The 21,772-nt window shown below is 69.0% G+C and carries 21 protein-coding genes and 5 pseudogenes; 13 read left to right on the top strand and 13 right to left on the bottom strand.

What is annotated here, in order from left to right:
* Positions 1–14: 14 nt before the first annotated feature.
* Both P2Q00_RS11755 and P2Q00_RS11750 read left to right on the top strand, forming a co-directional pair.
* Positions 15–1,193, top strand: coding sequence for a 4-hydroxybenzoate 3-monooxygenase (locus P2Q00_RS11755; RefSeq protein WP_275772136.1), 1,179 nt, complete (start codon positions 15–17; stop codon positions 1,191–1,193).
* A gap of 30 nt (positions 1,194–1,223) precedes the next feature.
* A complete protein-coding gene (locus P2Q00_RS11750) occupies positions 1,224–2,660 on the top strand; it encodes a benzaldehyde dehydrogenase (protein ID WP_275772135.1) in 1,437 nt (478 codons plus the stop codon).
* Positions 2,661–2,669: 9 nt separating this feature from the next.
* Here the strand turns inward: P2Q00_RS11750 and trxA are convergent, their stop codons facing one another.
* A complete protein-coding gene (gene trxA, locus P2Q00_RS11745) occupies positions 2,670–3,056 on the bottom strand; it encodes a thioredoxin (protein WP_275772134.1) in 387 nt (128 codons plus the stop codon).
* A 121-nt stretch (positions 3,057–3,177) separates the two neighbouring features.
* On the opposite strand from trxA, the gene P2Q00_RS11740 reads away from it, so the two are divergent.
* The gene (locus P2Q00_RS11740) at positions 3,178–4,611 is read left to right on the top strand and encodes a dihydrolipoyl dehydrogenase family protein (RefSeq protein WP_275772132.1); all 1,434 of its coding nucleotides are present in this window, start codon (positions 3,178–3,180) and stop codon (positions 4,609–4,611) included.
* Positions 4,612–4,775: 164 nt separating this feature from the next.
* Complete coding sequence (locus P2Q00_RS11735) at positions 4,776–5,450, top strand: DUF6082 family protein (protein ID WP_275772130.1); 675 nt, start codon at positions 4,776–4,778, stop codon at positions 5,448–5,450.
* Between the two features lie 22 nt (positions 5,451–5,472).
* On the opposite strand, the gene P2Q00_RS11730 is transcribed toward P2Q00_RS11735, so the two are convergent.
* On the bottom strand, positions 5,473–5,712 hold the full coding sequence (locus tag P2Q00_RS11730; protein WP_275772128.1) for a hypothetical protein: 240 nt from the start codon (positions 5,710–5,712) through the stop codon (positions 5,473–5,475).
* Positions 5,713–5,762: 50 nt separating this feature from the next.
* Positions 5,763–6,407 carry a peptide deformylase gene (locus tag P2Q00_RS11725; protein ID WP_275772126.1) on the bottom strand — a complete coding sequence of 215 codons (645 nt, stop codon included), beginning with the start codon at positions 6,405–6,407 and terminating at the stop codon, positions 5,763–5,765.
* 145 nt (positions 6,408–6,552) lie between these two features.
* Here P2Q00_RS11725 and P2Q00_RS11720 point away from each other — a divergent pair, with 145 nt between their 5' ends.
* Positions 6,553–7,965 carry a PepSY-associated TM helix domain-containing protein gene (locus P2Q00_RS11720; RefSeq protein ID WP_275772124.1) on the top strand — a complete coding sequence of 471 codons (1,413 nt, stop codon included), beginning with the start codon at positions 6,553–6,555 and terminating at the stop codon, positions 7,963–7,965.
* A gap of 83 nt (positions 7,966–8,048) precedes the next feature.
* Here P2Q00_RS11720 and P2Q00_RS11715 read toward each other — a convergent pair whose 3' ends face one another.
* From P2Q00_RS11715 to P2Q00_RS11705, 3 genes are all read right to left on the bottom strand, one after another.
* On the bottom strand, positions 8,049–8,396 hold the full coding sequence (locus tag P2Q00_RS11715; RefSeq protein ID WP_275772123.1) for a tetratricopeptide repeat protein: 348 nt from the start codon (positions 8,394–8,396) through the stop codon (positions 8,049–8,051).
* A gap of 69 nt (positions 8,397–8,465) precedes the next feature.
* Entirely contained in the window at positions 8,466–8,909 is a 444-nt protein-coding gene (locus tag P2Q00_RS11710; protein ID WP_275772122.1) for a MarR family winged helix-turn-helix transcriptional regulator, read from the bottom strand.
* Positions 8,906–9,421: a MarR family winged helix-turn-helix transcriptional regulator gene (locus tag P2Q00_RS11705; protein WP_275772121.1), complete on the bottom strand. Its 516-nt coding sequence runs from the start codon at positions 9,419–9,421 to the stop codon at positions 8,906–8,908. Before P2Q00_RS11705 ends, P2Q00_RS11710 begins: the two co-directional genes overlap by 4 nt.
* 112 nt (positions 9,422–9,533) lie before the next feature.
* Here P2Q00_RS11705 and P2Q00_RS11700 point away from each other — a divergent pair, with 112 nt between their 5' ends.
* Positions 9,534–10,499 carry a pirin family protein gene (locus tag P2Q00_RS11700; RefSeq protein WP_275772120.1) on the top strand — a complete coding sequence of 322 codons (966 nt, stop codon included), beginning with the start codon at positions 9,534–9,536 and terminating at the stop codon, positions 10,497–10,499.
* A 1,049-nt stretch (positions 10,500–11,548) separates the two neighbouring features.
* Here P2Q00_RS11700 and P2Q00_RS50750 read toward each other — a convergent pair.
* Together P2Q00_RS50750 and P2Q00_RS11695 are read right to left on the bottom strand one after the other, a co-directional pair.
* Positions 11,549–11,701 (bottom strand): annotated as a pseudogene (locus P2Q00_RS50750) (IS630 family transposase); the annotation flags it as partial.
* A gap of 217 nt (positions 11,702–11,918) precedes the next feature.
* The gene (locus P2Q00_RS11695; RefSeq protein WP_275772119.1) at positions 11,919–12,257 is read right to left on the bottom strand and encodes a DUF1801 domain-containing protein; all 339 of its coding nucleotides are present in this window, start codon (positions 12,255–12,257) and stop codon (positions 11,919–11,921) included.
* 124 nt (positions 12,258–12,381) lie between these two features.
* Here P2Q00_RS11695 and P2Q00_RS11690 point away from each other — a divergent pair, with 124 nt between their 5' ends.
* From P2Q00_RS11690 to P2Q00_RS11680, 3 genes are read left to right on the top strand one after another with little or no spacing between them, the layout of a single operon-like run.
* Positions 12,382–13,035 carry a response regulator transcription factor gene (locus tag P2Q00_RS11690; protein WP_275772118.1) on the top strand — a complete coding sequence of 218 codons (654 nt, stop codon included), beginning with the start codon at positions 12,382–12,384 and terminating at the stop codon, positions 13,033–13,035.
* On the top strand, positions 13,026–14,294 hold the full coding sequence (locus P2Q00_RS11685; protein ID WP_275772117.1) for a sensor histidine kinase: 1,269 nt from the start codon (positions 13,026–13,028) through the stop codon (positions 14,292–14,294). Before P2Q00_RS11690 ends, P2Q00_RS11685 begins: the two co-directional genes overlap by 10 nt.
* 38 nt (positions 14,295–14,332) lie before the next feature.
* Complete coding sequence (locus P2Q00_RS11680; protein ID WP_275772116.1) at positions 14,333–15,616, top strand: COG4705 family protein; 1,284 nt, start codon at positions 14,333–14,335, stop codon at positions 15,614–15,616.
* Between the two features lie 225 nt (positions 15,617–15,841).
* On the opposite strand, the pseudogene P2Q00_RS11675 reads toward P2Q00_RS11680, so the two are convergent.
* The 3 genes and pseudogenes from P2Q00_RS11675 to P2Q00_RS11665 all read right to left on the bottom strand — a co-directional run bounded on the left by P2Q00_RS11675 (position 15,842) and on the right by P2Q00_RS11665 (position 18,179).
* Positions 15,842–16,448 (bottom strand): annotated as a pseudogene (locus P2Q00_RS11675) (response regulator transcription factor).
* A gap of 8 nt (positions 16,449–16,456) precedes the next feature.
* Positions 16,457–17,382 (bottom strand): annotated as a pseudogene (locus tag P2Q00_RS11670) (integrase core domain-containing protein).
* Positions 17,382–18,179 carry an alpha/beta fold hydrolase gene (locus P2Q00_RS11665; RefSeq protein WP_275772115.1) on the bottom strand — a complete coding sequence of 266 codons (798 nt, stop codon included), beginning with the start codon at positions 18,177–18,179 and terminating at the stop codon, positions 17,382–17,384. The pseudogene P2Q00_RS11670 and the gene P2Q00_RS11665 overlap by 1 nt, the downstream one beginning before the upstream one ends.
* Before the next feature lie 36 nt (positions 18,180–18,215).
* Here P2Q00_RS11665 and P2Q00_RS11660 point away from each other — a divergent pair, with 36 nt between their 5' ends.
* Positions 18,216–18,836: a TetR/AcrR family transcriptional regulator gene (locus P2Q00_RS11660; protein WP_275772114.1), complete on the top strand. Its 621-nt coding sequence runs from the start codon at positions 18,216–18,218 to the stop codon at positions 18,834–18,836.
* A gap of 62 nt (positions 18,837–18,898) precedes the next feature.
* Complete coding sequence (locus P2Q00_RS11655; RefSeq protein ID WP_275772113.1) at positions 18,899–19,255, top strand: SMI1/KNR4 family protein; 357 nt, start codon at positions 18,899–18,901, stop codon at positions 19,253–19,255.
* A gap of 239 nt (positions 19,256–19,494) precedes the next feature.
* Here P2Q00_RS11655 and P2Q00_RS11650 read toward each other — a convergent pair whose 3' ends face one another.
* Positions 19,495–19,791 carry a NucA/NucB deoxyribonuclease domain-containing protein gene (locus tag P2Q00_RS11650; RefSeq protein ID WP_439145900.1) on the bottom strand — a complete coding sequence of 99 codons (297 nt, stop codon included), beginning with the start codon at positions 19,789–19,791 and terminating at the stop codon, positions 19,495–19,497.
* Positions 19,792–19,821: 30 nt separating this feature from the next.
* Between P2Q00_RS11650 and P2Q00_RS11645 the strand changes: the two are divergent.
* Positions 19,822–20,818, top strand: a pseudogene (locus P2Q00_RS11645) (IS3 family transposase).
* A 149-nt stretch (positions 20,819–20,967) separates the two neighbouring features.
* Positions 20,968–21,132, top strand: a pseudogene (locus P2Q00_RS11640) (pirin family protein); the annotation flags it as partial.
* 81 nt (positions 21,133–21,213) lie between these two features.
* On the opposite strand, the gene P2Q00_RS11635 reads toward P2Q00_RS11640, so the two are convergent.
* A complete protein-coding gene (locus tag P2Q00_RS11635) occupies positions 21,214–21,729 on the bottom strand; it encodes a MarR family winged helix-turn-helix transcriptional regulator (RefSeq protein WP_275772112.1) in 516 nt (171 codons plus the stop codon).
* Between the last annotated feature and the right edge of the window lie 43 nt (positions 21,730–21,772).

The following is a 21,772-nucleotide window of genomic DNA, read 5'->3' as shown; positions in this document are numbered from 1 at the left end:
CCCGGGAGGCGGGCATGCGCACCACGGTCGGCATCATCGGCGGCGGCCCCGCCGGGCTGCTCCTGGCCCGGCTGCTGCACCGCACCGGTATCGACTGCGTCGTCCTGGAGGCCAGGACCCGCGAGTACGTCGAGCACCGCCAGCGCGCCGGAATGCTGGAGCAGGGCACGGTCGACGCCCTGCGCGAGGCCGACGCCGCCCAGCGCCTCACCGCCGAGGGCCTGGTCCACCAGGGCATCGAGCTCCGCTTCGACCGCACACGCCACCACATCGACTTCCCGGCGCTCACCGGCGGCCGCACCGTCACCATCTACGCCCAGACCGAGATCGTGAAGGACCTCGTAGCCCTCCAACTGGCCGACGGGCCACCGCTGTTGTTCGAGGCGGAGGCGCTCGCGATCGAGAAGCCGGAGAGCGCGTCACCGGTCGTGCGCTTCCTGTACGAGGGCCGCGAGCAGACCCTGACGTGCGACTGGGTGATCGGCTGCGACGGCTTCCACGGCATCTCCCGCGACACGTTCCCGGCCGCGAGCAGCCGCTCGTACGCGCACGACTACCCGTACTCCTGGCTCGGGATCCTCGCCGACGTGGCACCGTCCTGCGACGAACTGGTCTACGCGCGCGGCGAGAGCGGCTTCGCCCTGCACAGCATGCGCTCCCCGCACCTGTCCCGCCTCTACCTCCAGGTCCCCAACGACACGGACCCCGACGACTGGCCCGACGACCGCATCTGGGACGAACTCGCCGCCCGCCTCGCCATCGACGCCGACTGGACCCTGCACCGCGGCCCGATCACCGCCAAGTCCGTGACAACGATGCGCAGTTACGTCCACGAGCCGATGCGCCACGGCCGTCTCCTGCTCGCCGGCGACGCGGCCCACATCGTGCCGCCGACCGGAGCCAAGGGCCTCAACCTCGCCGTCTCCGACGTCCGCGTCCTCGCCCGCGCCTTCGCCGAGCTGCACCGCACGGGATCCGAGCAACTCCTCGACACCTATTCGGAGATATGCCTCGCGCGCGTGTGGCAGGCCACGCGCTTCTCGTACGACATGACTAAGATGTTGCATGCTCAACCAGATGGGGATGCGTTCGAGAACCGCCTGCAGTTGACACGTCTGCGCCGGACCGCCGCATCCCGCCACGCGGCCGCCGAACTGGCCGCCAACTACTCGGGACTTCCGCTCATGACCTGAGTCCCGCCGGTGACGAAACGGAGAGCCGTCATGCCGTTGCTCGACCCGAAGACCTGGCAGTCCCGCCCCCTGTCGGGGCCGGAGTACGCCGTTACGGAGCCCGCCACCGGGGACACCCTTGCCACCGTCACCCTCGCCTCGGCCGAGGACGTGGGCACGGCCGCCGAGGCCGCCCGCACCGCCCAGGCCGAGTGGGCCCGCGTCCCGCACTTCGTCCGCGCCGGCGTCCTGCGCAAGGCCGGCGACCTGTTCGCCGCGCACACAGACGAGCTGCGCGAGTGGATCGTCCGTGAGTCCGGCTCCATCCCCGGCAAGGCCGAGTTCGAGCTGCACGTCGCCGCCCAGGAGTGCTACGAGGCCGCAGCCCTGGCCTCCCGCCCGGCGGGACAGGTCCTGCCCAGCGAGGCGCCCCGGCTGTCGTACACACGACGGGTCCCGGTCGGCGTGGTCGGCGTGATCTCCCCGTTCAACGCCCCGCTGATCCTCTCCATCCGCTCGGTCGCCCCGGCCCTCGCGCTCGGCAACGCGGTCGTCCTCAAGCCGGACCCGCGCACGGCGGTCTGCGGCGGGCTCTCCCTCGCCGCGGTCTTCGCCGAGGCAGGACTGCCCGAGAACCTGCTGCACGTACTTCCGGGCGGCCCGGACGTCGGCCAGGCACTGGTCGCCGACCCGAAGGTCCCCGTCATCTCCTTCACCGGCTCCACGGCAGCCGGCCGGGCGGTCGGCGAGGCCGGCGGCCGCCACCTCAAGCGCGTCCACCTGGAACTCGGCGGCAACTCCGCCCTGGTCGTGCTGGAGGACGCCGACCTCGACGCGGTGATCTCGACGGCGGCCTGGGGCTCGTTCTTCCACCAGGGCCAGATCTGCATGACGACCGGCCGCCACCTCGTGCACCAGTCCCTGTACGAGGAGTACGTCGAGCGCCTCGCGGCCAAGGCCGACTCACTCGCCGTAGGCGACCCGCACCGCGAGCAGGTCCACCTCGGCCCCATCATCGACGACGCCCAGCTGACCAAGGTGCACGGCCTGGTCGAGGCGAGCACGTCCCGAGGCGCCAAGCTGGCCGCGGGCGGCACCCACGAACGCCTCTTCTACCGGCCGACCGTCCTCGCGGGCGTCGACGACCAGACCCCCGCATACACCGAGGAGGTCTTCGGCCCGGTCGCTCCGGTACGGTCCTTCGCCACCGCCGACGAGGCGGCGGCCCTGGCATCGGCGGGGGAGTACGGCCTGTCCCTCGGCATCGTCACCCGCGACTCGGCTCGCGGCCTCGACCTCGCCGAGCGCATCCCGACCGGCATCGTCCACATCAACGACCAGACGGTGAACGACGAGGCCGTGGCCCCCTTCGGTGGCATCGCAGCGTCCGGCACCGGCGCCCGCTTCGGCGGCGAGGCCAACCTGGAGGCCTTCACCGACGTGCGCTGGACGACGGTGCGCGGGGACGTGGCGCCGTACCCGTTCTGATCCGGGCGACTACTGGCCGTTCTGCTCGGCCTGCGTCTGCTGCTCCGCGACCGCCTTGCGGACCTCGTCCATGTCGAGCTTGCGGGCCTGGCCGATGACGTCCGTCAGGGCGGCCTCGGGCAGCGCGCCCGGCTGCGCGAACACGGCGACCTGGTCGCGGACGATCATCAGCGTCGGGATCGACTGGATACCGAAGGCCGCGGCCAGCTCCGGCTGCGCCTCGGTGTCGATCTTGCCGAACACCAGGTCCGGGTTTTCCTCCGCCGCCTTCTCGTAGACCGGCGCGAACTGACGGCACGGCCCGCACCACGACGCCCAGAAGTCGATCAGGACGAATTCGTTGTCCGTGACCGTCTGGTCGAAGTTCTCCTTGGTGAGCTCCACGGTGCTGCTCATGACCTGAAATCCCTCTTCCTGCTGTCGGGGCGAAGCCGTCGGCACAACGCGGCCGGCCGGTCGCGTATTCCGCGCCCCTACCCGTGTGGCCTGAGCGCACACCACCCACCAGACTGACCCCATGACGGAAACGGAAACCATCGCGTACGACGTCGTGGTGCTCGGGGCCGGGCCCGTGGGGGAGAACGTCGCCGACCGCACCCGTGCGGCCGGCCTGTCCACCGCGGTCGTGGAGAGCGAGCTGGTCGGCGGCGAGTGCTCGTACTGGGCGTGCATCCCCAGCAAGGCCCTGCTGCGCCCGGTCATCGCCCGCGCGGACGCCCGCCGTGTGCCCGGTCTGCGCCAGTCGGTGCAGGGACCGCTGGACGCCGAGGCGGTCCTCGCGCACCGCAACTACTACACCTCCGACTGGCACGACGACGGCGCGGCCCTGTGGCTGGACAGCATCGGCGCCGACCTCCACCGCGGCCACGGCCGCCTCACCGGCCCGCGCACGGTGACCGTCACCGCCTCGGACGGCGGGCGGAAGGTTCTCACCGCCCGGCACGCCGTCGCCGTCTGCACCGGCACCGATGCCGTACTGCCCGATCTACCGGGCCTGGCCGAAGTCAAGCCGTGGACCAGCCGGAACGCGACCAGCGCGCAGGCCGTGCCCGGGCGTCTCGTCGTCGTCGGCGGGGGAGTCGTCGCCACCGAGATGGCCACCGCCTGGCAGGCCCTCGGCTCACAGGTGACCGTCCTCGTCCGCGGCAAGGGCCTGCTGAACCGCATGGAGCCGTTCGCCGGAGAACTGGTCGCCGAGGCTCTTACGGAGGCCGGTGCGGACGTCCGCACCGGCACCTCGGTCGAGTCGGTGGCCCGCGAGAACGGCACGGTCGTGGTGGTGACCGACCAGGGCGACCGCATCGAGGCCGACGAGATCCTCTTCGCCACCGGCCGCCGTCCGAAGACCGGCGACATCGGGCTCGACACGATCGGCCTCGAACCGGGCAGCTGGCTGCCGGTCGACGACAGCCTGCGGGTGCCCGGCAGCGACTGGCTGTACGCGGTCGGCGACGTCAACCACCGCGCACTCCTCACCCACCAGGGCAAGTACCAGGCCCGCATCGCCGGCGCCGCCATCGCCGCCCGCGCTTCCGGAGTCCCGCTCCTGGAGTCCGACCCCTGGGGCGCCCACGCCGCCACCGCCGACCACCACGCCGTCCCACAGGTCGTCTTCACCGACCCGGAGGCGGCGGCTGTCGGCCTCTCCCTCGCGGAGGCGGAGCAGGCCGGGTACCGGGTCCGGGCCGTGGACGTCGAGATGTCCTCCGCATCCGGCGCGGGCCTGTACGCCGACGGCTACCGCGGCCGCGCCCGCATGGTCGTCGACCTGAACGAGGAGATCCTGCGCGGAGTCACCTTCGTCGGCCCCGGCGTCGGCGAACTCATCCACTCGGCGACGATCGCGGTCGCCGGCCAGGTCCCGATCGCCCGGCTCTGGCACGCGGTGCCGTCGTTCCCGACGATCAGCGAGGTGTGGCTGCGGCTGCTGGAGGCGTACCGCGACAACTGACGTACGACAGCTGCCCGATGGACGCCTGGGATTTCTTGACGGCATGTGCCTCTTTGCGCCGTGGGTGCGCCAGTTCGCGGTGACGCCACGAGGGCATTTCAGAGAGGGGACAGGAACAGCCGGCTGATCTGCTGCTGTTGCCGTCACAGGGGGGAGCTGGGGCGATGTCTGGGCTCAGGGTGCTGAAGGAACTGGCCGCCGCGTCCGCTTTGGTCGTGGCGGCCTGCGTCGCTTCGATTCTGGTCACTGTGTTTCTGGTGCGCGTACCGGGACTGCAGTCTCCGCAAAGCGGCAACGCGGGGCAGGCGTTCGGGGCGGCAGCCGGTGTGACCTCGATGATCGTGCTCGTCTTCATGGTCCGGACGTTCCATCAGCAACGTCAAGAGACACAGATGCAGCGGGAGTTGCTCGACGCACAGCTGAATGAGGTGATGTCGCAGAGCGAGTACGCGCGCATAAACAACGAGTGCGCACAGCGAATGGCCGAGGCGGCCGTGCGGGAGCAGCATCAAGCTCTGTTGAGTGCCGCGATCGACGATCCTGCGCTGGCTGCTGTATGGCCGGGGTGGGGGCCCGACATCTCCGAGGAGAAGAGGAAGCAGTTCCTGTACGCCAATCTGATCATTTCGTTCCATTATATGGCGTACACGGTGAACTACACATCGACGGACGAGGTTGAAGCGAGCATGTTCCTGCTGTTCCGCAGCGACATCATCCGCGAGTTCTGGGAGCGGTCACGCGAATCCCGAATGATGGGAACCGCGACTGGGGGCGCCATGTGGAAGTTCTACGAGATGGCTGAACTCGCCTACCAGCGCCGCCGGGTTGACGGTCCGTGAGCGGTGCGAAGCCTTGCTCTTCTCAGGCAGGGGGGAGCTTCCATCCCGCTGCGACGGCGACGCTGCGGGGGACGACGACAAGCCGTTCGCCCGGTCCCACGCCGGTGCCCTGGGGGAGCTGATCAAGCAACTCCGCGGGTGCTTCCGAGCCGATGAGGGCCAGGTCGCCGCTGGGCAGCTCGAAGACGGCCGGACAGCTGGAGTCGGTGAGGCACGAGGCGGCAGTCGCCAGCAACTTGATCTGAGGCTTGATCTGGGTCACCCCAGTGACACTAGCAGCGCCCACACCTGCAGAAACGTTCCTCACAACCGTTACGGCAGATCGAACCCCAGAGCCTTCGCCGCCCCCTCCGGCGTCGCCTGCGCCCACCGCTCCGCCATCGCCTGGCTGGAGGACAGCGAGCGCAGCTCCGCCCGGTCGAGGTACAGAACGCCGTCCAGATGATCGGTCTCGTGCTGCACGATCCGCGCCGGCCAGCCACTGAACACCTCGTCCACCGGGTGCCCCTGCTCGTCCTCGCCCCTCAACCGCACCTCGGCGTGCCGCGCCACCACCGCCTGCCACCCCGGCACGCTCAGACAGCCCTCGAAGAAGGCGGCCCGATCCGCACCGACGGGCTCGTACGTCGGATTGACCAGCACCCGGAACGGCAGCGGCACCCGGCCGCGAGCCAGCCGTACCTCCTCCGGTACCGGCGCCGGGTCCTCGATCACCGCGATCCGTAGCGGCACACCGACCTGCGGTGCGGCCAGGCCCACGCCCGGTGCCTCGTGCATGGTGACGCGCAGGGCCCCGACGAAGCGGGCCAGCAGGGCGGAATCGAGCTGGCCGTCGAAGCGCTCGGCGCCGCGCCTCAGCACCGGGTCGCCGGCCGCGACGATGGGCAACGGGCCGTCGGTGGCGAGGAGTTCCTCGACCTGCTCGGCAAGAGGTGCGTGATCACGGGGAGTTGCCATCGGGCCAGGATGCCATGGACCTCGGCCACAGACACCTCGACGTGTGGCGCACGCCACTACTGCCTCCGGGAACTCGTCGTACCCCGCCCCCGACTACTGGACCGCTACGCCACACCACGTCCCCGCCCCCCCGGAGAGGCCGCCGATGTCCACCGCTCCCTCGACCACCAAGGACGAGGCCCCGCAACCGGCCGCCGCACCGGCGCCGTCCCGCAGTCGCCTGGCGCCGCTCCGCCCGCTGGTGCTGCGTCTGCACTTCTACGCCGGAGTGCTCGTCGCACCCTTCCTGCTCGTCGCCGCAGTCACGGGCTTTCTGTACGCCGGCGCGTTCCAGGCCGAGAAGCTCGTGTATGCGCAGGAGATGACCGTCGCGAAGGTGGGCGATACCGAGCTCCCGGTCTCCGAGCAGGTGGCCGCCGCCCGCAAGGCCCACCCCGAGGGCACCGTCTCGGCCGTACGGCCCTCCCCGGAGGCCGACGCCACCACCAGGGTGCTGCTCTCCGGAGTCAAGGGCGTCGACCCGGACCACTCCCTCGCAGTCTTTGTCGACCCGTACACCGGCAAGGTGCGCGGCGCCCTCGAACAGTACGGCTCGACGGGCGCGTTGCCGCTGCGTACCTGGATCGACGAACTCCACCGTGATCTGCACCTCGGCGACACCGGGCGGCTCTACAGCGATTTCGCCGCAAGCTGGCTGTGGGTGATCGCGGGCGGCGGTCTGGTGCTGTGGTTCTCCCGTCGCCGGGCCCTGCGCAAGGTGCGCGGGACCAGCGGGCGGCGCCGCACGCTCGGTCTGCACGGCACCGTCGGCGTCTGGGCCGCCGCCGGGTTCATCTTCCTGTCGGCGACCGGTCTGACCTGGTCGACCTACGCCGGGGCGAACATCGACACGCTGCGCACCTCGCTGGGCCAGGCCACCCCGTCGGTCTCGGCGACGGCGGGCGGCGAGCACGCGGGTCACGGCACCTCCGCGTCAGCCGGCGGTGCCGAGCACGGCGTCGGCCTCGACAAGGTGCTGGCGGCGGCCCGGGCCAAGGGCCTGACCGACCCGGTGGAGCTTGTGCCGCCCGCCGACGCGAACTCCGCGTACGTCGTCAAGCAGGTGCAGCGCAGCTGGCCCGAGAAGCAGGACTCGGTCGCGGTCGATCCGGCCACCGGCAAGGTCACCGACGAACTGCGCTTCGCCGACTACCCGTTGCTCGCCAAGCTGACCCGGTGGGGCATCGACCTGCACACGGGTGTCCTGTTCGGCCTGGTCAACCAGATCGCCCTGATGCTCCTTGCCCTCGCCCTGATCCTGTTGATCGTCTGGGGCTACCGCATGTGGTGGCAGCGCGGCCGCGGCTCCGCCTTCGGCCGGCCGATCCCACGCGGAGCCTGGCAGCAGGTGCCCCCGCAGGTCCTCGTCCCGGCGGCCGCCGTCCTCGCCGTCCTCGGTTACTTCGTGCCGCTGCTCGGCATTCCGCTGGCCGCCTTCGTCGTGGTCGACGTCCTCCTCGGTGAGATCGCCCACCGGAAGGGGCGGCGCACGCCCGCACCGGGCCCGGCCGTGAAGTAGCGCGGCGGCGCAGGGCGGAGACGCGGCCGGGGCCCGGTTCCTTCGTGGAACCGGGCCCCGGTCGTAGTGCCGTACAGCGTTGCTCAGACCTGTTCGAAGTCGCCCGCGAGTGCCGAGGCGATCCGCAGGTGCGACTCTGCCTCCTCCTGCCGCCCCTGCCGTTCGAGCGTGCGGCCGAGCATCAGCCGGGCGTAGTGCTCCACCGGGTCGCGCTCGACGATGACCCGCAACTCGCTCTCCGCACGCCCCAGTTGGGCCGAGTGGTAGTAGGCCCGCGCCAGCAGCAGCCGCGGTCCGGTCTGCTCCGGCACCTCCTCGAGCAGCCCGCCCAGCACGCGCGCCGCGGCGGCGTAGTCCTTGGCGTCGAAGAACAGGTGCGCGCGCTCCCAGCGCTCCGCCGGTGTTCCGTGGTCGTAGTACGTCGTGTCCACTCGTGACCTCCTTCGGACCACTGCAACCACCACGGATGGTTGAACATTCCAGTGTGTGGGGCAGGGGCCTCAGGCCGGCAATGCGGCCAGTTCCTTGTCGGCCCGCTCGGTCACCAGGGCCAGTACGCGACCGGCCGCGGCCAGATCCTCCGCCGGGATTCCGGCGTAGATCCGGGCGGAGATCTCGCCGGTCTCGGCGCTCACTTCGGTGTGGAACTCCCGTCCGGCGTCAGTGATCCGGACCCGGGACGTCTCGGCCGCCGCCAGCCCCTTGGCGATCAGTTCCTCGATGACGCCCTCCACGACTGCCGCGTCGACCTTGAGGTCGCCGGCGACCTGCCCGACGAGGACCTCGCGCTCGACGGGCCCTTCGGCGGCGGCGAGCGGCCTGAGGGTGATCTGCTGCTGGAAGGTGGCGCCGCGGCGGGCCAGGACCCGCTCCAGGACGGCGCGGCCGGCGTAGTGGGCCAGGCCGATGACGCGGCCGCTGACGGTGGGTGCTGTGGTGGTCATGACTGCTCCGTCTCGTGCTCGTCTGTCTCGTTCTCACTGAATGGATCAAGAGGTCTGAATGGATCAAGAGGTGCGTCGAGCAGGGTCGCCAGGTCGCGGGTGAACTCCCGCGCGCGCGGGCTGTCGAGACCGCCGAGCGGCTCCAGCAGCTGCTGAAGGAGTTTCGCCACGACCTCGATGGCGCGTCCGGTGACCTCGCGGCCCTGCTCGGTGAGGGTCAGCTGTACGGCGCGCGGGTCCTTGGGGTCCCGGGTGCGATCGAGGAGGCCGGCCGCTTCCAGGGCGCGGGCCAGTTTCGACACGTAGAGCGGTTCGAGCCCGGTCTGATCGGCCAGGCGGCGCTGACTGGGACGCTCCCCGCCGCGCTGCATGCCGTACAGCGAGGCCACCAGCGAGTACTGCGCGTGGGTGAGCCCGAGCGGGGCCACCGCCCGGTCGACGGCCACCCGCCACTTCATCGACAGACGCCACACCAGGAAGCCGGGCGTGGCCTTCTCGGAACCCTTGCTCATGACCGATACAGTACATGGCTACTATAGCCATGGCTACTATTTCTTCGGGGGCGGGCGAGAACGCCCGAGTGACGGACTGACGGGACGCCCCCGGCAGGGCTAGGTTGGCGCCATGAGCAATCTTGATCGCGAGGCGGTTCCCGCCCTGTGCGGCGGCCGTGGATTCGTGGTGGCGGAGCCCGTGCGTGAACTCCTCAGCCCTCGCCGCGTCAAGCTCGGCGAGTCGACCGAAGTCCGCCGCCTGCTGCCCAACCTGGGCCGCCGCATGGTCGGTGCCTGGTGCTTCGTCGATCACTACGGCCCCGACGACATCGCCGACGAGCCCGGCATGCAGGTTCCGCCGCACCCGCACATGGGCCTGCAGACGGTGAGCTGGCTGCACGACGGCGAGGTGCTGCACCGCGACTCCACCGGCAGCCTGCAGACGATCCGCCCCCGCGAACTGGGGCTCATGACCTCCGGCCGGGCCATCAGCCACTCCGAGGAGAGCCCCCGGCCGCACGCCCGCCTCCTGCACGGCGCGCAGCTGTGGGTCGCCCTGCCGGACAGCCACCGCCACACGGCCCCGCGCTTCGAACACCACGCCGAACTCCCGGTCGTCACCGCCCCCGGCCTACGGGCCACGCTGATCCTCGGCGACCTCGACGGCGCGACCTCGCCCGGAACGACGTACACCCCGATCATCGGCGCCGACCTGGCCCTTGCCCGCGGCGCGGACGTACGCCTTCCGCTGGAGCCGGACTTCGAGTACGCCGTGCTGTCCATGTCCGGCGAGGCCCACGTCGACGGTGTGCCGCTGCTGCCGGGCTCCATGCTCTACCTCGGCTGCGGCCGCACCGAACTCCCGCTGCGCGCCGAGTCGGACGCCGGCCTGATGCTCCTGGGAGGCGAGCCCTTCGAGGAGGAGCTCATCATGTTCTGGAACTGGATCGGGCGGTCCCAGGAAGAGATCGTGCAGGCGCGTCGGGACTGGATGGAAGGCCGGCGTTTTGGTGAGGTGAAGGGGTACGACGGCGCCCCGCTACCGGCTCCGGAACTGCCGCCCGTGGCGTTGAAGCCGCGCGGACGGGTGGGTTGACCTGCAGAAACATCTGAACGTGGGCTGTGCTGTCGTGCGGCGGGCGTCTAGGTTGCGCTGCTCGTGCGGTACGGCCTACCCGACGGTGGCCGGTCGGGATGGTGCCCTGCTTCGGGGCGACTGACGGTTCCACTCAAGCGGACCACACCACTCGCGGACGGCAGGGCCTGCAGCACCCGAGTCCGCCACACGGTGAGTGCGACCTGGGTGTCCGAAGGGACGTCCCTGCGGGCAGGCACGACCCTGCGCGGGCAGCAGTACGAACGCGGCGAGGGTGTGGTTCGAGAGCGTGGAGGCCACGTGGCAGGTGATCCTCACGGACGTCGAGCGTGCCCCCTCTGTGACCCAGCAGGCCGGGAGGTGTCCCGGGTATCTGCGTGAATGGCCAGCCCCACTGGGAACGTCAGCGGTCGCACAGGTTCGAGTTCGGCTCGTCGAGCAGCTCGGTGAGGTCTGTCATGCCTGCGGATCACTGCCCGGCGTTCACATCGACCACGGCCACGACCACGTCACCGGTCGGGTCCGCGGACTGCAACACGCGCGTCGACAGCTGCCCTCACCCTGACGGGTGCGTGTACGCCTCCTACCTGGCGGTGCCGCCGGCAGCCAGCTTGTCCTTGACGTACCCCGGCTATCGCAAGGTGTGGGCCACCTAATAGGGAGCAAAGATCGAATTTGCGGGTCTGGACCCGTACGCCCACCTCGGATGACGCGCCCGGGCCACCGCGGACCAAGGCGGCTCCGATGCACGCCTGTCTAGGCTGCGTCCCGCGGCTCAGGATCGTCCGTGCGCGGTGCAATACGGGACTTCGCGCAGAAGCTGTGTCGGGTCCTGACATGACAAGTCAGCCCAGTGGTGAGCCGAAGCCGACATGTTGTATTTGATGCTGATGACGCCCTGGGCAAGTCGTTCGTGAACGCGTTGATACGGGCTCTATGCGTGGAACCGGTCGACAGGATTTTTTGCCTGCTTGGTCACAGGTGGGACAAACTGGCCATGTGGCGGGGGGACTATAGGAATGATCGGGGGATGGCAGGTCTTGGACTGCGTTGGCCCTGCTCACGAGGGCTTTGAGGCGCTTGTCGGTGGCGTTGTTGTTCCGCCAGATGATGTGGCGGCGGATCATGCTGCCCTGGGCCTCGTGGCTGGCATGGTCGGTGCCGTCGAGGGCGAAGTAGCGCAGGGCGGTGAACTGGGCCTGCTGGAGACCTGAGCGGCGTCGTTCACGTGGCGGCCGGGACGGCTTCGGCGTTCACGCCGCCGGGTCTCAGTCCGCTGCGCTCCTATGCCGGAGCATGCGGAAATCCACCCGAGCGTCAGGAGTGACGTCCGCATGCCTCAGCGTACGAGTAGTCCGTACCTCGCGCCCGGCGTTCAGGAGCCCATGGCACCTGGTCCGGCAGGAGATCGGCCCCCGGTCAGGCCGTCAGCGCGGCACGGATGAGCGCGCGCAGTTCATCGTCGGTGACGGCCGCCAGGTCCGTGGACCGCAGCCGAATGGTGGCCTTTCCGCTGATGAGCGTGGGATGGCGGGAGCTGAAGCCACCATCGCGGTCTGTTCCCCACCCGTAGATCGAGACGCCGTGCTGCCAGACACCGATGTGCAGCCTGCGCTTCTCGACGCGGTAGGTGGGCATTCCGTACGACAGCGCCACGCTCGCCTGCGGGAATTCCTCCAGGATCAGCCCGCTCACCCGGTCGAAGAGCGGGCGGTGACCTGGCGCGATGGCGTCGATGTACTCCTGCACGGGGTCCATGCGACCCATTGTGGTCCTCCCACGTCCGGCGCCCCGCGGCCTCAGCTCGGCCGCTCGTGTCCGACCGGCGAGCGGTTGATCAGGGCAGGTGGAGAACTGGGACGCGAGTATCTAGGGTCGGCACGTGGCTTTCATCATGGTGTGCGAAGACGACGCGGCGGTCCGCGGCATCCTCAAGCGCGCCCTGGAGCACGACGGCCACACCGTCTCCGTCGCCGCCACGGCCGACAGCCTGCTGCGGCAGCTCGCACCGGTGCCCCAGTTGGTCGTCCTGGATCTCGGGCTGCCGGACGCCGACGGTCGCGATGTCTGCCTGGCCCTGCGGGCTCGCGGCGTCGACGTGCCGGTGTTGATGCTCACTGCTTTGGACGGCCTGCATCACAAGGTGGGTGGCTTCGAGGCCGGCGCCGACGACTACATGACCAAACCCTTCGACATCCCGGAACTGCTGGTCCGCGTCCGGGCGCTGCTGCGCCGGGCCATCGTGGCGCCCGCACCGCACGAGGTCGTCCTCGATCCGTCGAAGCACGTGGTGACCTACGATTCGGTCAGCATGAGCCTGACCCCGACCGAGTTCCGGCTGCTGGGCCGCCTGATCGCCTCGCAGGGCGACGCGGTACGCCGCCACGCCCTCGTCGCCGCCGGCTGGCCGCACGGAGCGCAGGTCAGCGACAACACCCTCGACTCCTATGTGCGCCGGCTGCGGACCAAGCTCGGTCCGTTGGGTGTGGCCGAGCGTCTGGCGACGGTCCGGGGCGTGGGCTACCGATGGCAGTGACGGGATTCCGCAGAAGCGTCGTCGCGCTCACTGTGCTGATCGCCACCGCTGTGGTCGCGATATTGGTCGTGGTCTCGCACGTGCTGCTGAGCAGGGTGACGGACGCCGACGCGCACGATCTGGCCCGTACGCGCGCCGAGGCGGTCGCGGCGAACGTCAGCGCCAAGGGCGGCCGTGTCGTGCTCACGGAGAACGGCAGCGAGGCGTTGGACGAGGTCGCCTGGGTGTATGCCGACGGCCGTCTGATCGACGGGGACGTGCCGGCGAGTGTGGTTGGGCGCGTCGAGGAGCTGGCGGTCTCGGGGCGGTCGCAGACCGCGTCGGTCGATGATTACCTCCTGTACGCGCGGCCGGTTCCGCTCGACGGCCACCACGTCATGGTGATCGTCCGGGTGGACCTCACGCCCTACGAGACATCCGAGCAGCGCAGCCTGACCTTGTCGTTGATCCTGGGCGGCCTCACGATCCTCCTCGCCGGCGGTGTCGCGCACCTCGTGGTTCACCGCGCGCTGCGGGTCGTGCACGAGATGGCCGCCCTCGCCGACGACTGGGGTCACCACGAGCCCGGGCGCCGCTTCAACCTGGGAGTCCCCCGCGACGAGTTCGGGGAACTGGGACAGACCCTGGACCGCCTCCTGGAGCGCGTCGACAACGCGCTGGCGGACGAGCGCCGGCTCACCGACGAGATCGCCCACGAGCTGCGCACACCGCTCACGGTCCTGCGGGGCGAGGCACAGCTGGCGCAGCTGTCCGGCGAGCCGGTGGTGCCGGAGGCGGTGCTGAGCGAGGTCGACCGCCTCGATGCGGCGATCACGACGATATTGCGCGCAGCGCGCGCACGGACGGACGACGGGACCCGGTGCGATCTGCGCTCCGCCGCCCGGCAGGCGATCGGCAGCCGCGCGGTCGAGGTCACCTTCCCGGCAAAGGTCGAGGTGGCCGTGGCGCCCGACATCGCCGTGTCGCTGCTGTCACCCCTGCTGGACAACGGCCTGCGGCATGCGAAGTCCCGTGTGTGGATCACCGCGCGCAACCAGGGCGAGGCCATCGTGGTCGACGTCCTGGACGACGGCCCAGGGTTCGATCCCGCTGAGGTCGACCGGGTCTTCGAAGCGGGCGTGACCGGCGGCGGCGGGTACGGGCTGGGGCTGCCGGTGGTCCGGCGCATCGCCGCCTCGGCCGGTGTGGAGGTCCGCGCGATCGCGGACGGCCGCGGCCACGTCGAGGTGACACTCCCGGCCGCGCGTGCGACCACGTAGTCAGGTTGCTTGCAGGTTCCCCGCGTAAACCTCCCTGCATGACAACGACAACGGAAGCACGCCCACGCAGCGGGCGCCTCATGCTCAACAAGGTCCCCGAGGTCACCATCTGGTTCTGGGTGATCAAGATCCTGTGCACCACCGTCGGTGAGAGCTTCGCCGACTGGATCAACATGAAGCTGGGCGTCGGCCTGGTGAACACGGCCTGGATCTTCACCGCGGTGTTCGTCGTGGTCCTGGCCGTCCAGCTACGGCTGAAGCGGTACGTCCCGTTCCCCTACTGGCTGACCGTGGTCGTTGTCAGCGTCACGGGCACGCTGTATACCGACATCCTCACCGACCAGCTGAATGTGCCGCTGTGGATCAGTTCCGCCGTGTTCTCGGTCCTGCTCGCCGTGGTCTTCGGCGTGTGGTGGCTGCGTGAGCGCACCCTCTCGATCCACTCGGTCACGACGCTTCCGCGTGAGTCGTTCTACTGGCTCGCCGTTCTCGTCACCTTCGCGCTCGGCACCGCGACCGGTGACTGGACCCTGGAGCTGACCGGCTGGAGCCCGGGCGCCTCGGTGCTGCTGCCGCTCGGCCTCATCGCGGCGATCTCGCTGCTGTGGAAGTTCGGCGCGAACCCGGTTCTGTCCTTCTGGCTCGCCTACATCCTGACCCGCCCGCTGGGCGCGAACATCGGCGACTGGCTCGCCTCCCCCAAGGTCGCCCAGAACCCGGGCGACCCGACCGGTCTCGACCTGGGCACCTTCACCACCAGCCTGATCTTCCTCGGCCTGATCCTGGCGACGGTGGTCTACCTGACGGTGACGCGCTCGGACGTGACCGAGACCTACGAGGCCGCCCACGCCGCCCACGCCGCAGACGCCACCGGCGACCCGCGCAAGGAGCGCGTCGCGCTGGCCGGCTTCGGCCTGCTCGCCGTTGCCACCACCGGCCTGCTGGTCTGGGCCCACAGCCAGCCGCACGTCGGCCCGGCGCCGGAGGCCGACAACACCTCCGCCGTCCAGATGGCTCCCGGCCAGGCGGTGAAGAAGTTCCCGCCCGCCAAGGTCGCCGCGTTGAAGAACCTCGCCTCCACCTCGCTCAAGGACGCACGCTCGGGGAACGCGAAGGGAGCGCACGCGGCCGCCCAGTCGCTGCGTGACCTGTGGGATGCCGACCAGGCATCGCTGCAGCCGCTGGACAACACCGGCTGGACCTCCATCGACGCCCAGATGGACAAGGTGCTGGGGACCTTCGGCATCGATCACTCGAACCCGCCGATGCCGCCTGCGCAGCAGGAGAAGGAACTGAACGCCCTCCTGACGGACATGGGCTGACAGACCCCCCCAGCGCCCGGCCGACTCATCCGGCCGGCGGGTCGAGTGTGCCGGGCCACGCCGAGAGCCGTGCCGCCTCGGCAGACGCCGGCGAGCCGTGGACAGTGCAGGCGGCCGCCTGTGGCAGCCCGGGCATGTTCGCGGACTCACGTGGGCGGTCGAAGCCGGCGTCTCAATGGCTTCGACCGCCCGCTGTTCCTTCAAGCTCATCGAGGACTACGCGTTTCATGAAAGGCGGTGTCCGATCCCGCGCGCCGTGCCGATGGTCAGCGCGCTGCCGGCTTCACGCAGCTTCCGCCGCAGCGGGGTCAGGTACTGATCGAGCGTGTTGTCACTGACCTGGGCACCCTCCGGCCGGCCCGCCCCGGTCAGTTCGCGGCGCCGCACGATGTTCCGGCCCGCGGCCACGAGTGTGGCCAGCAGCCGGAACTCCGTGGGGGACAGGGCGACGGCCGTGCCGTGCACGGTGACGCGGTGGCCGACCGCGTCCAGAATCAGGTCCCCGGCCGCGATCGCCGCGGCCGGCGCAGCCCGCTTCACGGACGCACGCAGCCGGGCGGTGAGTTCGGCCAGATGGACGGGCTTGGGCAGGTAGTCGTCACCGCCTGCCGAGAACCCCGACAGCCGGTCCGCGAGCTGTTGCCGGGCGGTCAGAAAGATAACCGGGGCCAGGAAGCCGTTGGCGCGCAGCGCCTGGCACACGTCCCGGCCGTCCGCGTCGGGCAGCCCGATGTCCAGGACAACCGCCGCGATGTCGCCGGTGGCCAGCCGCAGGGCGCAGCACGTCCAGCAGCACGTGATCGTCCTCAACGACCAATATCTTGTGATGCATGGTCTCCCCTAGATGTATGAGGCCATGACATTGGTGACGGTCAGCCCGAGTGTTGCTGCGGGTGGTTGTCCGTCGAGGGCGGTGTGGGGTCGTTGGTAGTTGTAGTGGATGTTCCACACCGCCAGTGCATGGGCGCGCTGTGTTTCGGAGGTCCAGGTACGCGTGTACAGGAACTCTTCTGCCAGGATCCGGTTGTACCGTTCCACTTTCCCGTTGTGCCGGGGCGTGTACGGTCGGATCCGTTGGTGCCGAAAGCCGAGTAGGGCGCGGGTGAACGCGTCGGCGGGGTAGCAGGCATCATTGTCGGTGACGAGCCGTTCGATGCGGGTGATGCGTAGGCGAGGCGGGTGTGCTCGTCGATCGCGGAGTGCAGGTAAACGTACCCTCCACGGCCGGTCTTCTTCTTGTTCCGGCTGACTGCCCGGGAGTGGTCGCTGTTTCGGCCGTGGGCTCGCCATCCGCCGCCGTCAGGTATTCGTCCGACCTTCTTCACGTCGATGTGCACCATGTGTCCCGGCCGACGAGCGGTGATTGTGCGTGGTTTCCGAGTGGTGTGGCCGTCGGGGTCTATGAATCGGCGTCTGCTCAGACCGAGATGGGCGAGGTGCCGGGTGACGGTGCGCCGGCTCACGGCGTGTGCAGTTTGGCTGAGTTCGAAGGCGATCCGTCCTGCGGACCACTTGTGGTTTCGGCGCATCTGCTCGATCCGCTCCACTACCTCGCCCGGTGTGGCTGTGGGTTGGCGGTGGGGTGTGGAGGACCGGTCGTGCAGGCCGAGCTCACCATGACGACGGTACCGGTTGACCCACTTGGAGGCGCATGTCCTGGAGATGCCCATCTCCGCGGCAACGCGGGCGATCGGGCGTGACTTGCATCGCTCGACGAGTCGCCTGCGGCCCTCAATGGAGAGCGGCGCGTTGGCATGGGTGTCCATCAGATGGCGGCGAGGTTGTTGAGCAGGTGGCCAAGCTCTGCCGGTGCTTGAATGTGGGCCAGGTGGCCCTGGCCGGGGAGTTCGTGGACTCTGGCGTGACCGACGTGCTGCCGCACGTTGTCGAACGACGTTCCGTAAGGGGCTGTTCCGCGGTTGCACTGGCCGATGATCAGGTCCACTTGATCTGCCTGTCGCGCCATCACATCCGGAGGCGGCGCCGCGTTGAGCGCGCCGAGTTCGGCGTAGACCGGGGCGCTCAAGCGACGCAATATCGCCCAACCGTGCTGATCGGCCTGAAGATCCTCGACGTGCGCAGTGGAGAAGCCGGAGATCTGCCGATTGACGATCTCGACGCAGCGATCCCAGTCCGCCGTCTCCGCTGCGTGCTTCAGGTCCGGCAGTGCACGGCGTCCGAATGGCTGCATCACCGGCTCGTAGGCGATTACCTCGGGAATCGGGCGATCGTTGGCGGCCAGCAAGCTGATCAAGCCGCCGTAGCTCCAGCCGAAGAGCGCCCTCGTGCTGTCGAACTCGTCAAGGACCACGCCGAGGTCCTCGACCTCTGTCAGCAGCGAGTACGAGTTGGTCAACGGCCCCGAGGAAGCACGTCCCCGACGGTTCACGACTACCACTGAGGGCCAGGCATCGATGGCGCCCGCAACATGACGCCACGTGTGCGCATCGCTCATCACGCCCGGGACGACGACGAGGCCCGGAGCATCCGGCTCCCCGTACACATCGACCGTGACCCAACTGTCCCCGCTGACCGGCAGCCTCTTCTGCATCGTTCGCTCCATAAATCTATTATGGAGCGAACGATCTACAATGCAAGCGTGACCGAACGCCACCGTGGACGACCACGAGCCTTCGACCGCGACCGCGCGGTCCTTGACGCCGCTCGCCTCTTCTGGCGACGCGGCTACTCCGGCACCTCGACCCGGACCCTGACCGCGGCCCTCGGGCTCTCCACCTCCAGCCTCTACGCCGCCTTCGGCAACAAAGCCGGGCTGTTCGAGGAAGCGGTGCGGACCTACGCCGAGCGTTACCGCGAGATCTACCAGCAGGCTGTCGCCGAGAACGACATCCAGACCGTCATCGAACGCATCCTCACCGACTCGGTCCACGAGTTCACCCAGCCAAGCGACAGGCATCCCGGATGTCTCATCAGCAGCGCCGTGATGACCGACAGCACGAGCACGCTCGATACCAGCACCTACATCGCCGAACTGCACAGCTCGAACGAGCAGGCCCTCCTCGTGCGCATCGAACGAGCGATCCAGGACGGGGAACTAGCCGCGGGCACCAACGCAGCGGTCCTGACCGGGCTCATCCAATCCGTCTGGCACGGATTGTCAGTGCGGTCCAATGTCGACACGGCTCGCGAGGACCTGCTCGCGACGGCACAACTTGCTCACCAGATGATCTGCCAACAACTCACGTCACCAACGTCCTGACCCGCAACAGCTAGGTGCCGGCAATGGCGTACTCGATCATCGTCAGGTAGCAGGATGACGCCATGACGACGACACTCACCGATGCCTGGGCACATGTCCGAACGGTTCTGGACATACACGCCCCCTCGACGGCACGTACCATCCGGACATCGGCGACCATGGATGACATATCTGAGGCTCAGTCCGTGATGGCGCAGACGTTCCCCGATGCGGTGAGGGATCAGTTCAACCGCATGCAGATGCTGTGGCAGCGTAAGCTTGCCGCCGCGCAGACCCCAGTAGCGGGGCGGATGCCACAGCAACTGCCGGAGAGCCTTGCCAGGAGTTTCATCCGCTCCTGCTGCCCATTGGGGACGACACGACGGGTGACCTGCTGGTGGTGGACAACAGGCCCGGTGAGCTGCGGGGGAGCGTTCTGACCTGGAGCAAGGTCGACGGCTGCTTCGGCGCGCCCACCTGGCCCAGCGTGCCCGCCATGTGGGCCGATGTGGCGCATGCACTGGAGACCGGAGTTACTCAAGGCGCCGAATACGACGTTGATCCCCATTTGACAGGCAACGGTGTGCTGCGGTGTTCACCGCTGACGGATTTCTCGAGTGGGAATTCTAGCCACCGGTGCTTTTCCCGGCCGAAGCCGGCCGGGAACAGGCGGCTGGTGTCAGGGGACGATCACCACATAGAACTCGTCGCTCGGGCCGTCGATGATCCTGTTGTTTGCGTAGTACTTTGCGAGTTGAGTGCCGCCCGCACCGTTTTCGGTACCGTTGATGGCCAGCGCCGAGAAGTTGTTCTTGGGTTTGCTCGGCTCGTAGATGGACTGGACCGACCCTTCATAGGTTGAGGCGAACGGGTACTCGTCGCACTTCAGGCCCATTGACGCGTAGTTGGGGTCTGCGGCTGTGCATACCTTCACGGCCTCACGCCGGTTTGCGTTGTGAACCGCTCTGGGTCTGATGGAGGCTCGATTCCCTGAGAGGATCGAGTCATGGCACGTCCGTCCCTCTACCCTCCCGAGCTTCGTGAGCGTGCGGTGCGTATGGTTACGGAGATCCGCCCCAACTACCCGACCGAGTGGGCCGCGATGAAGGCGGTCGCCGCGAAGCTGGGCATCGGAGCGGCGGAGACGGTGCGGACCTGGGTCCGCAAAGCGCGGGTGGACACCGGCGAGCGGCCCGGCACCACCTCCGAGGAAGCCGTGGAGATCAAGCGCCTGCGGGCCGAGAACGCCGAACTGCGGCGGGCCAACGAGATCTTGAAGGCGGCGTCGGCTTTCTTCGCGGCCGAGCTCGACCGGCCGTCGACACGCTCGTAGCGTTCATCGACGAGTTCAAGAAGGTGTTCGGCGTCGAGCCGATCTGCCGTGTGCTCGCCGGGCACGGACTGAAGATCGCAACGAGCACCCACTACGCTGCCAGGAACCGTGCACCCAACGCCCGGGCGATGCGAGACACGGAGCTGAAAGCCCGGATCAGCCGCGTCCACGCCGACAACTATGGCATCTACGGGGTCCGCAAGGTTTGGCGGCAGCTGCACCGTGAGGACATCGAAGCAGCCCGCTGCACGGTCGCCCCCCTGATGCGTGACTTGGGCCCGGAGGGCGCCCGACGCGGCAGGAAGATCCGCACCACGGTCCGCGGCAGCGGGCATGCACGGGCGACTGACCTGCTGCAGCGCGCCTTCACCGCGTCACGTCCGAACCAGCGGTGGGTGGCCGACTTCACCTATGTCGCCACCTGGTCCGGCATGTTTACGTCGCGTTCGTCGTGGACGTGTTCTCCCGGGCGATCGTGGGCTGGTCCGCCGCCACCAGCAAGCGAGCCAAGCTCGTCCCCGACGCCCTCGAACTCGCCACCGCGGAATGGGTCGACTGGTTCAACAACCAGCGCCTCCACACAGCGACCGGGGACATCCCGCCCCACGAACACGAAACCAAATACTACGCTCAACACCAGCCCCAACCGGCTGCTGGAGTCAACGCATAGAGCCTCCACCGATCCCGGAGCGGTTCATCCCACGCTTCAACACAACCGAAGGCATGCTTCGCTCACCCCAAACGACCGATGCTGACAGTTTGCTGACCGCCAGAACTCCCGGACGCTGTTGGCCTGCGGATATGCGCGCACGGCAGACTATGTTCTGGAACTGGATCGGGCGGTCCCAGGAAGAGACCGTGCAGGCGCGTCGGGACTGGATGGAAGGCTCGCGGTTCGGCGAGGTGAAGGGGTACGACGGTGATCCGCTGCCTGCCCCCGAGCTGCCGGCGGTGGGTCTGAAGCCGCGTGGAAGGGTCCGTTGAACTGCGGGAACGCTTGAGGTCTGGTTGCTGTTGAGCGGGGGGCGGTCAGGCCCCGCCTTCCGCCGATGTCGCACGACGCGCCTATGGGGATTCCGTCGCCGGACGCGAGGTGCGCGTCCGTGGCCGTGACCTGGACAGGCCGGATTCCACGGCGCCGAGCAAGGCGAGCGCGGCGTCGAGGTGTGTGGCGTCGTGGTCGGCTGCCGTGGAGACGGCTGCGGCCCATTCCCTGCGGACGAGGGCGTAGTTGGCGCGTCCGTGTTCGGTGACGTGGACGGTGACTCCGCGGCCGTCGCCCGGGTCGGCGCGTCGCTCGATGAGGCCCTTCTGCTCCAGTCCGCGCAGGACGGTGGAGAGATTGGTGCGCTGCAGTCCGGTCGCCGCGGCGATGTGGCTGGGCGGGGCGGGGGGTTCGTGCTGCAGGTAGCGCATGACCATGCCCTCTGACGGCGACAGGGGGACGGCCCGCTCGTCGGTGTAGCCGCGGAACTGGATCTCCCGGCTGATGATCAGGGCGAGATCGGCCAACTCGGCCCACCGCCGTTCATCGTTCGGCGAGATCGTCGAGCGCGTTGGGTGTGTCTGCTCCTGCGTCACGGCTCCAGAGTACGGGGTTGCCCCGAAGTGGTTATGACCTCAT

The organism is Streptomyces coacervatus (assembly GCF_029223485.1).
GTDB classification, from domain to species: Bacteria; Actinomycetota; Actinomycetes; order Streptomycetales; family Streptomycetaceae; genus Streptomyces; species Streptomyces coacervatus.
The sequence above is the reverse complement of the archived record's forward strand: the minus strand, read 5'-3'. Positions and strand labels throughout refer to the sequence as shown.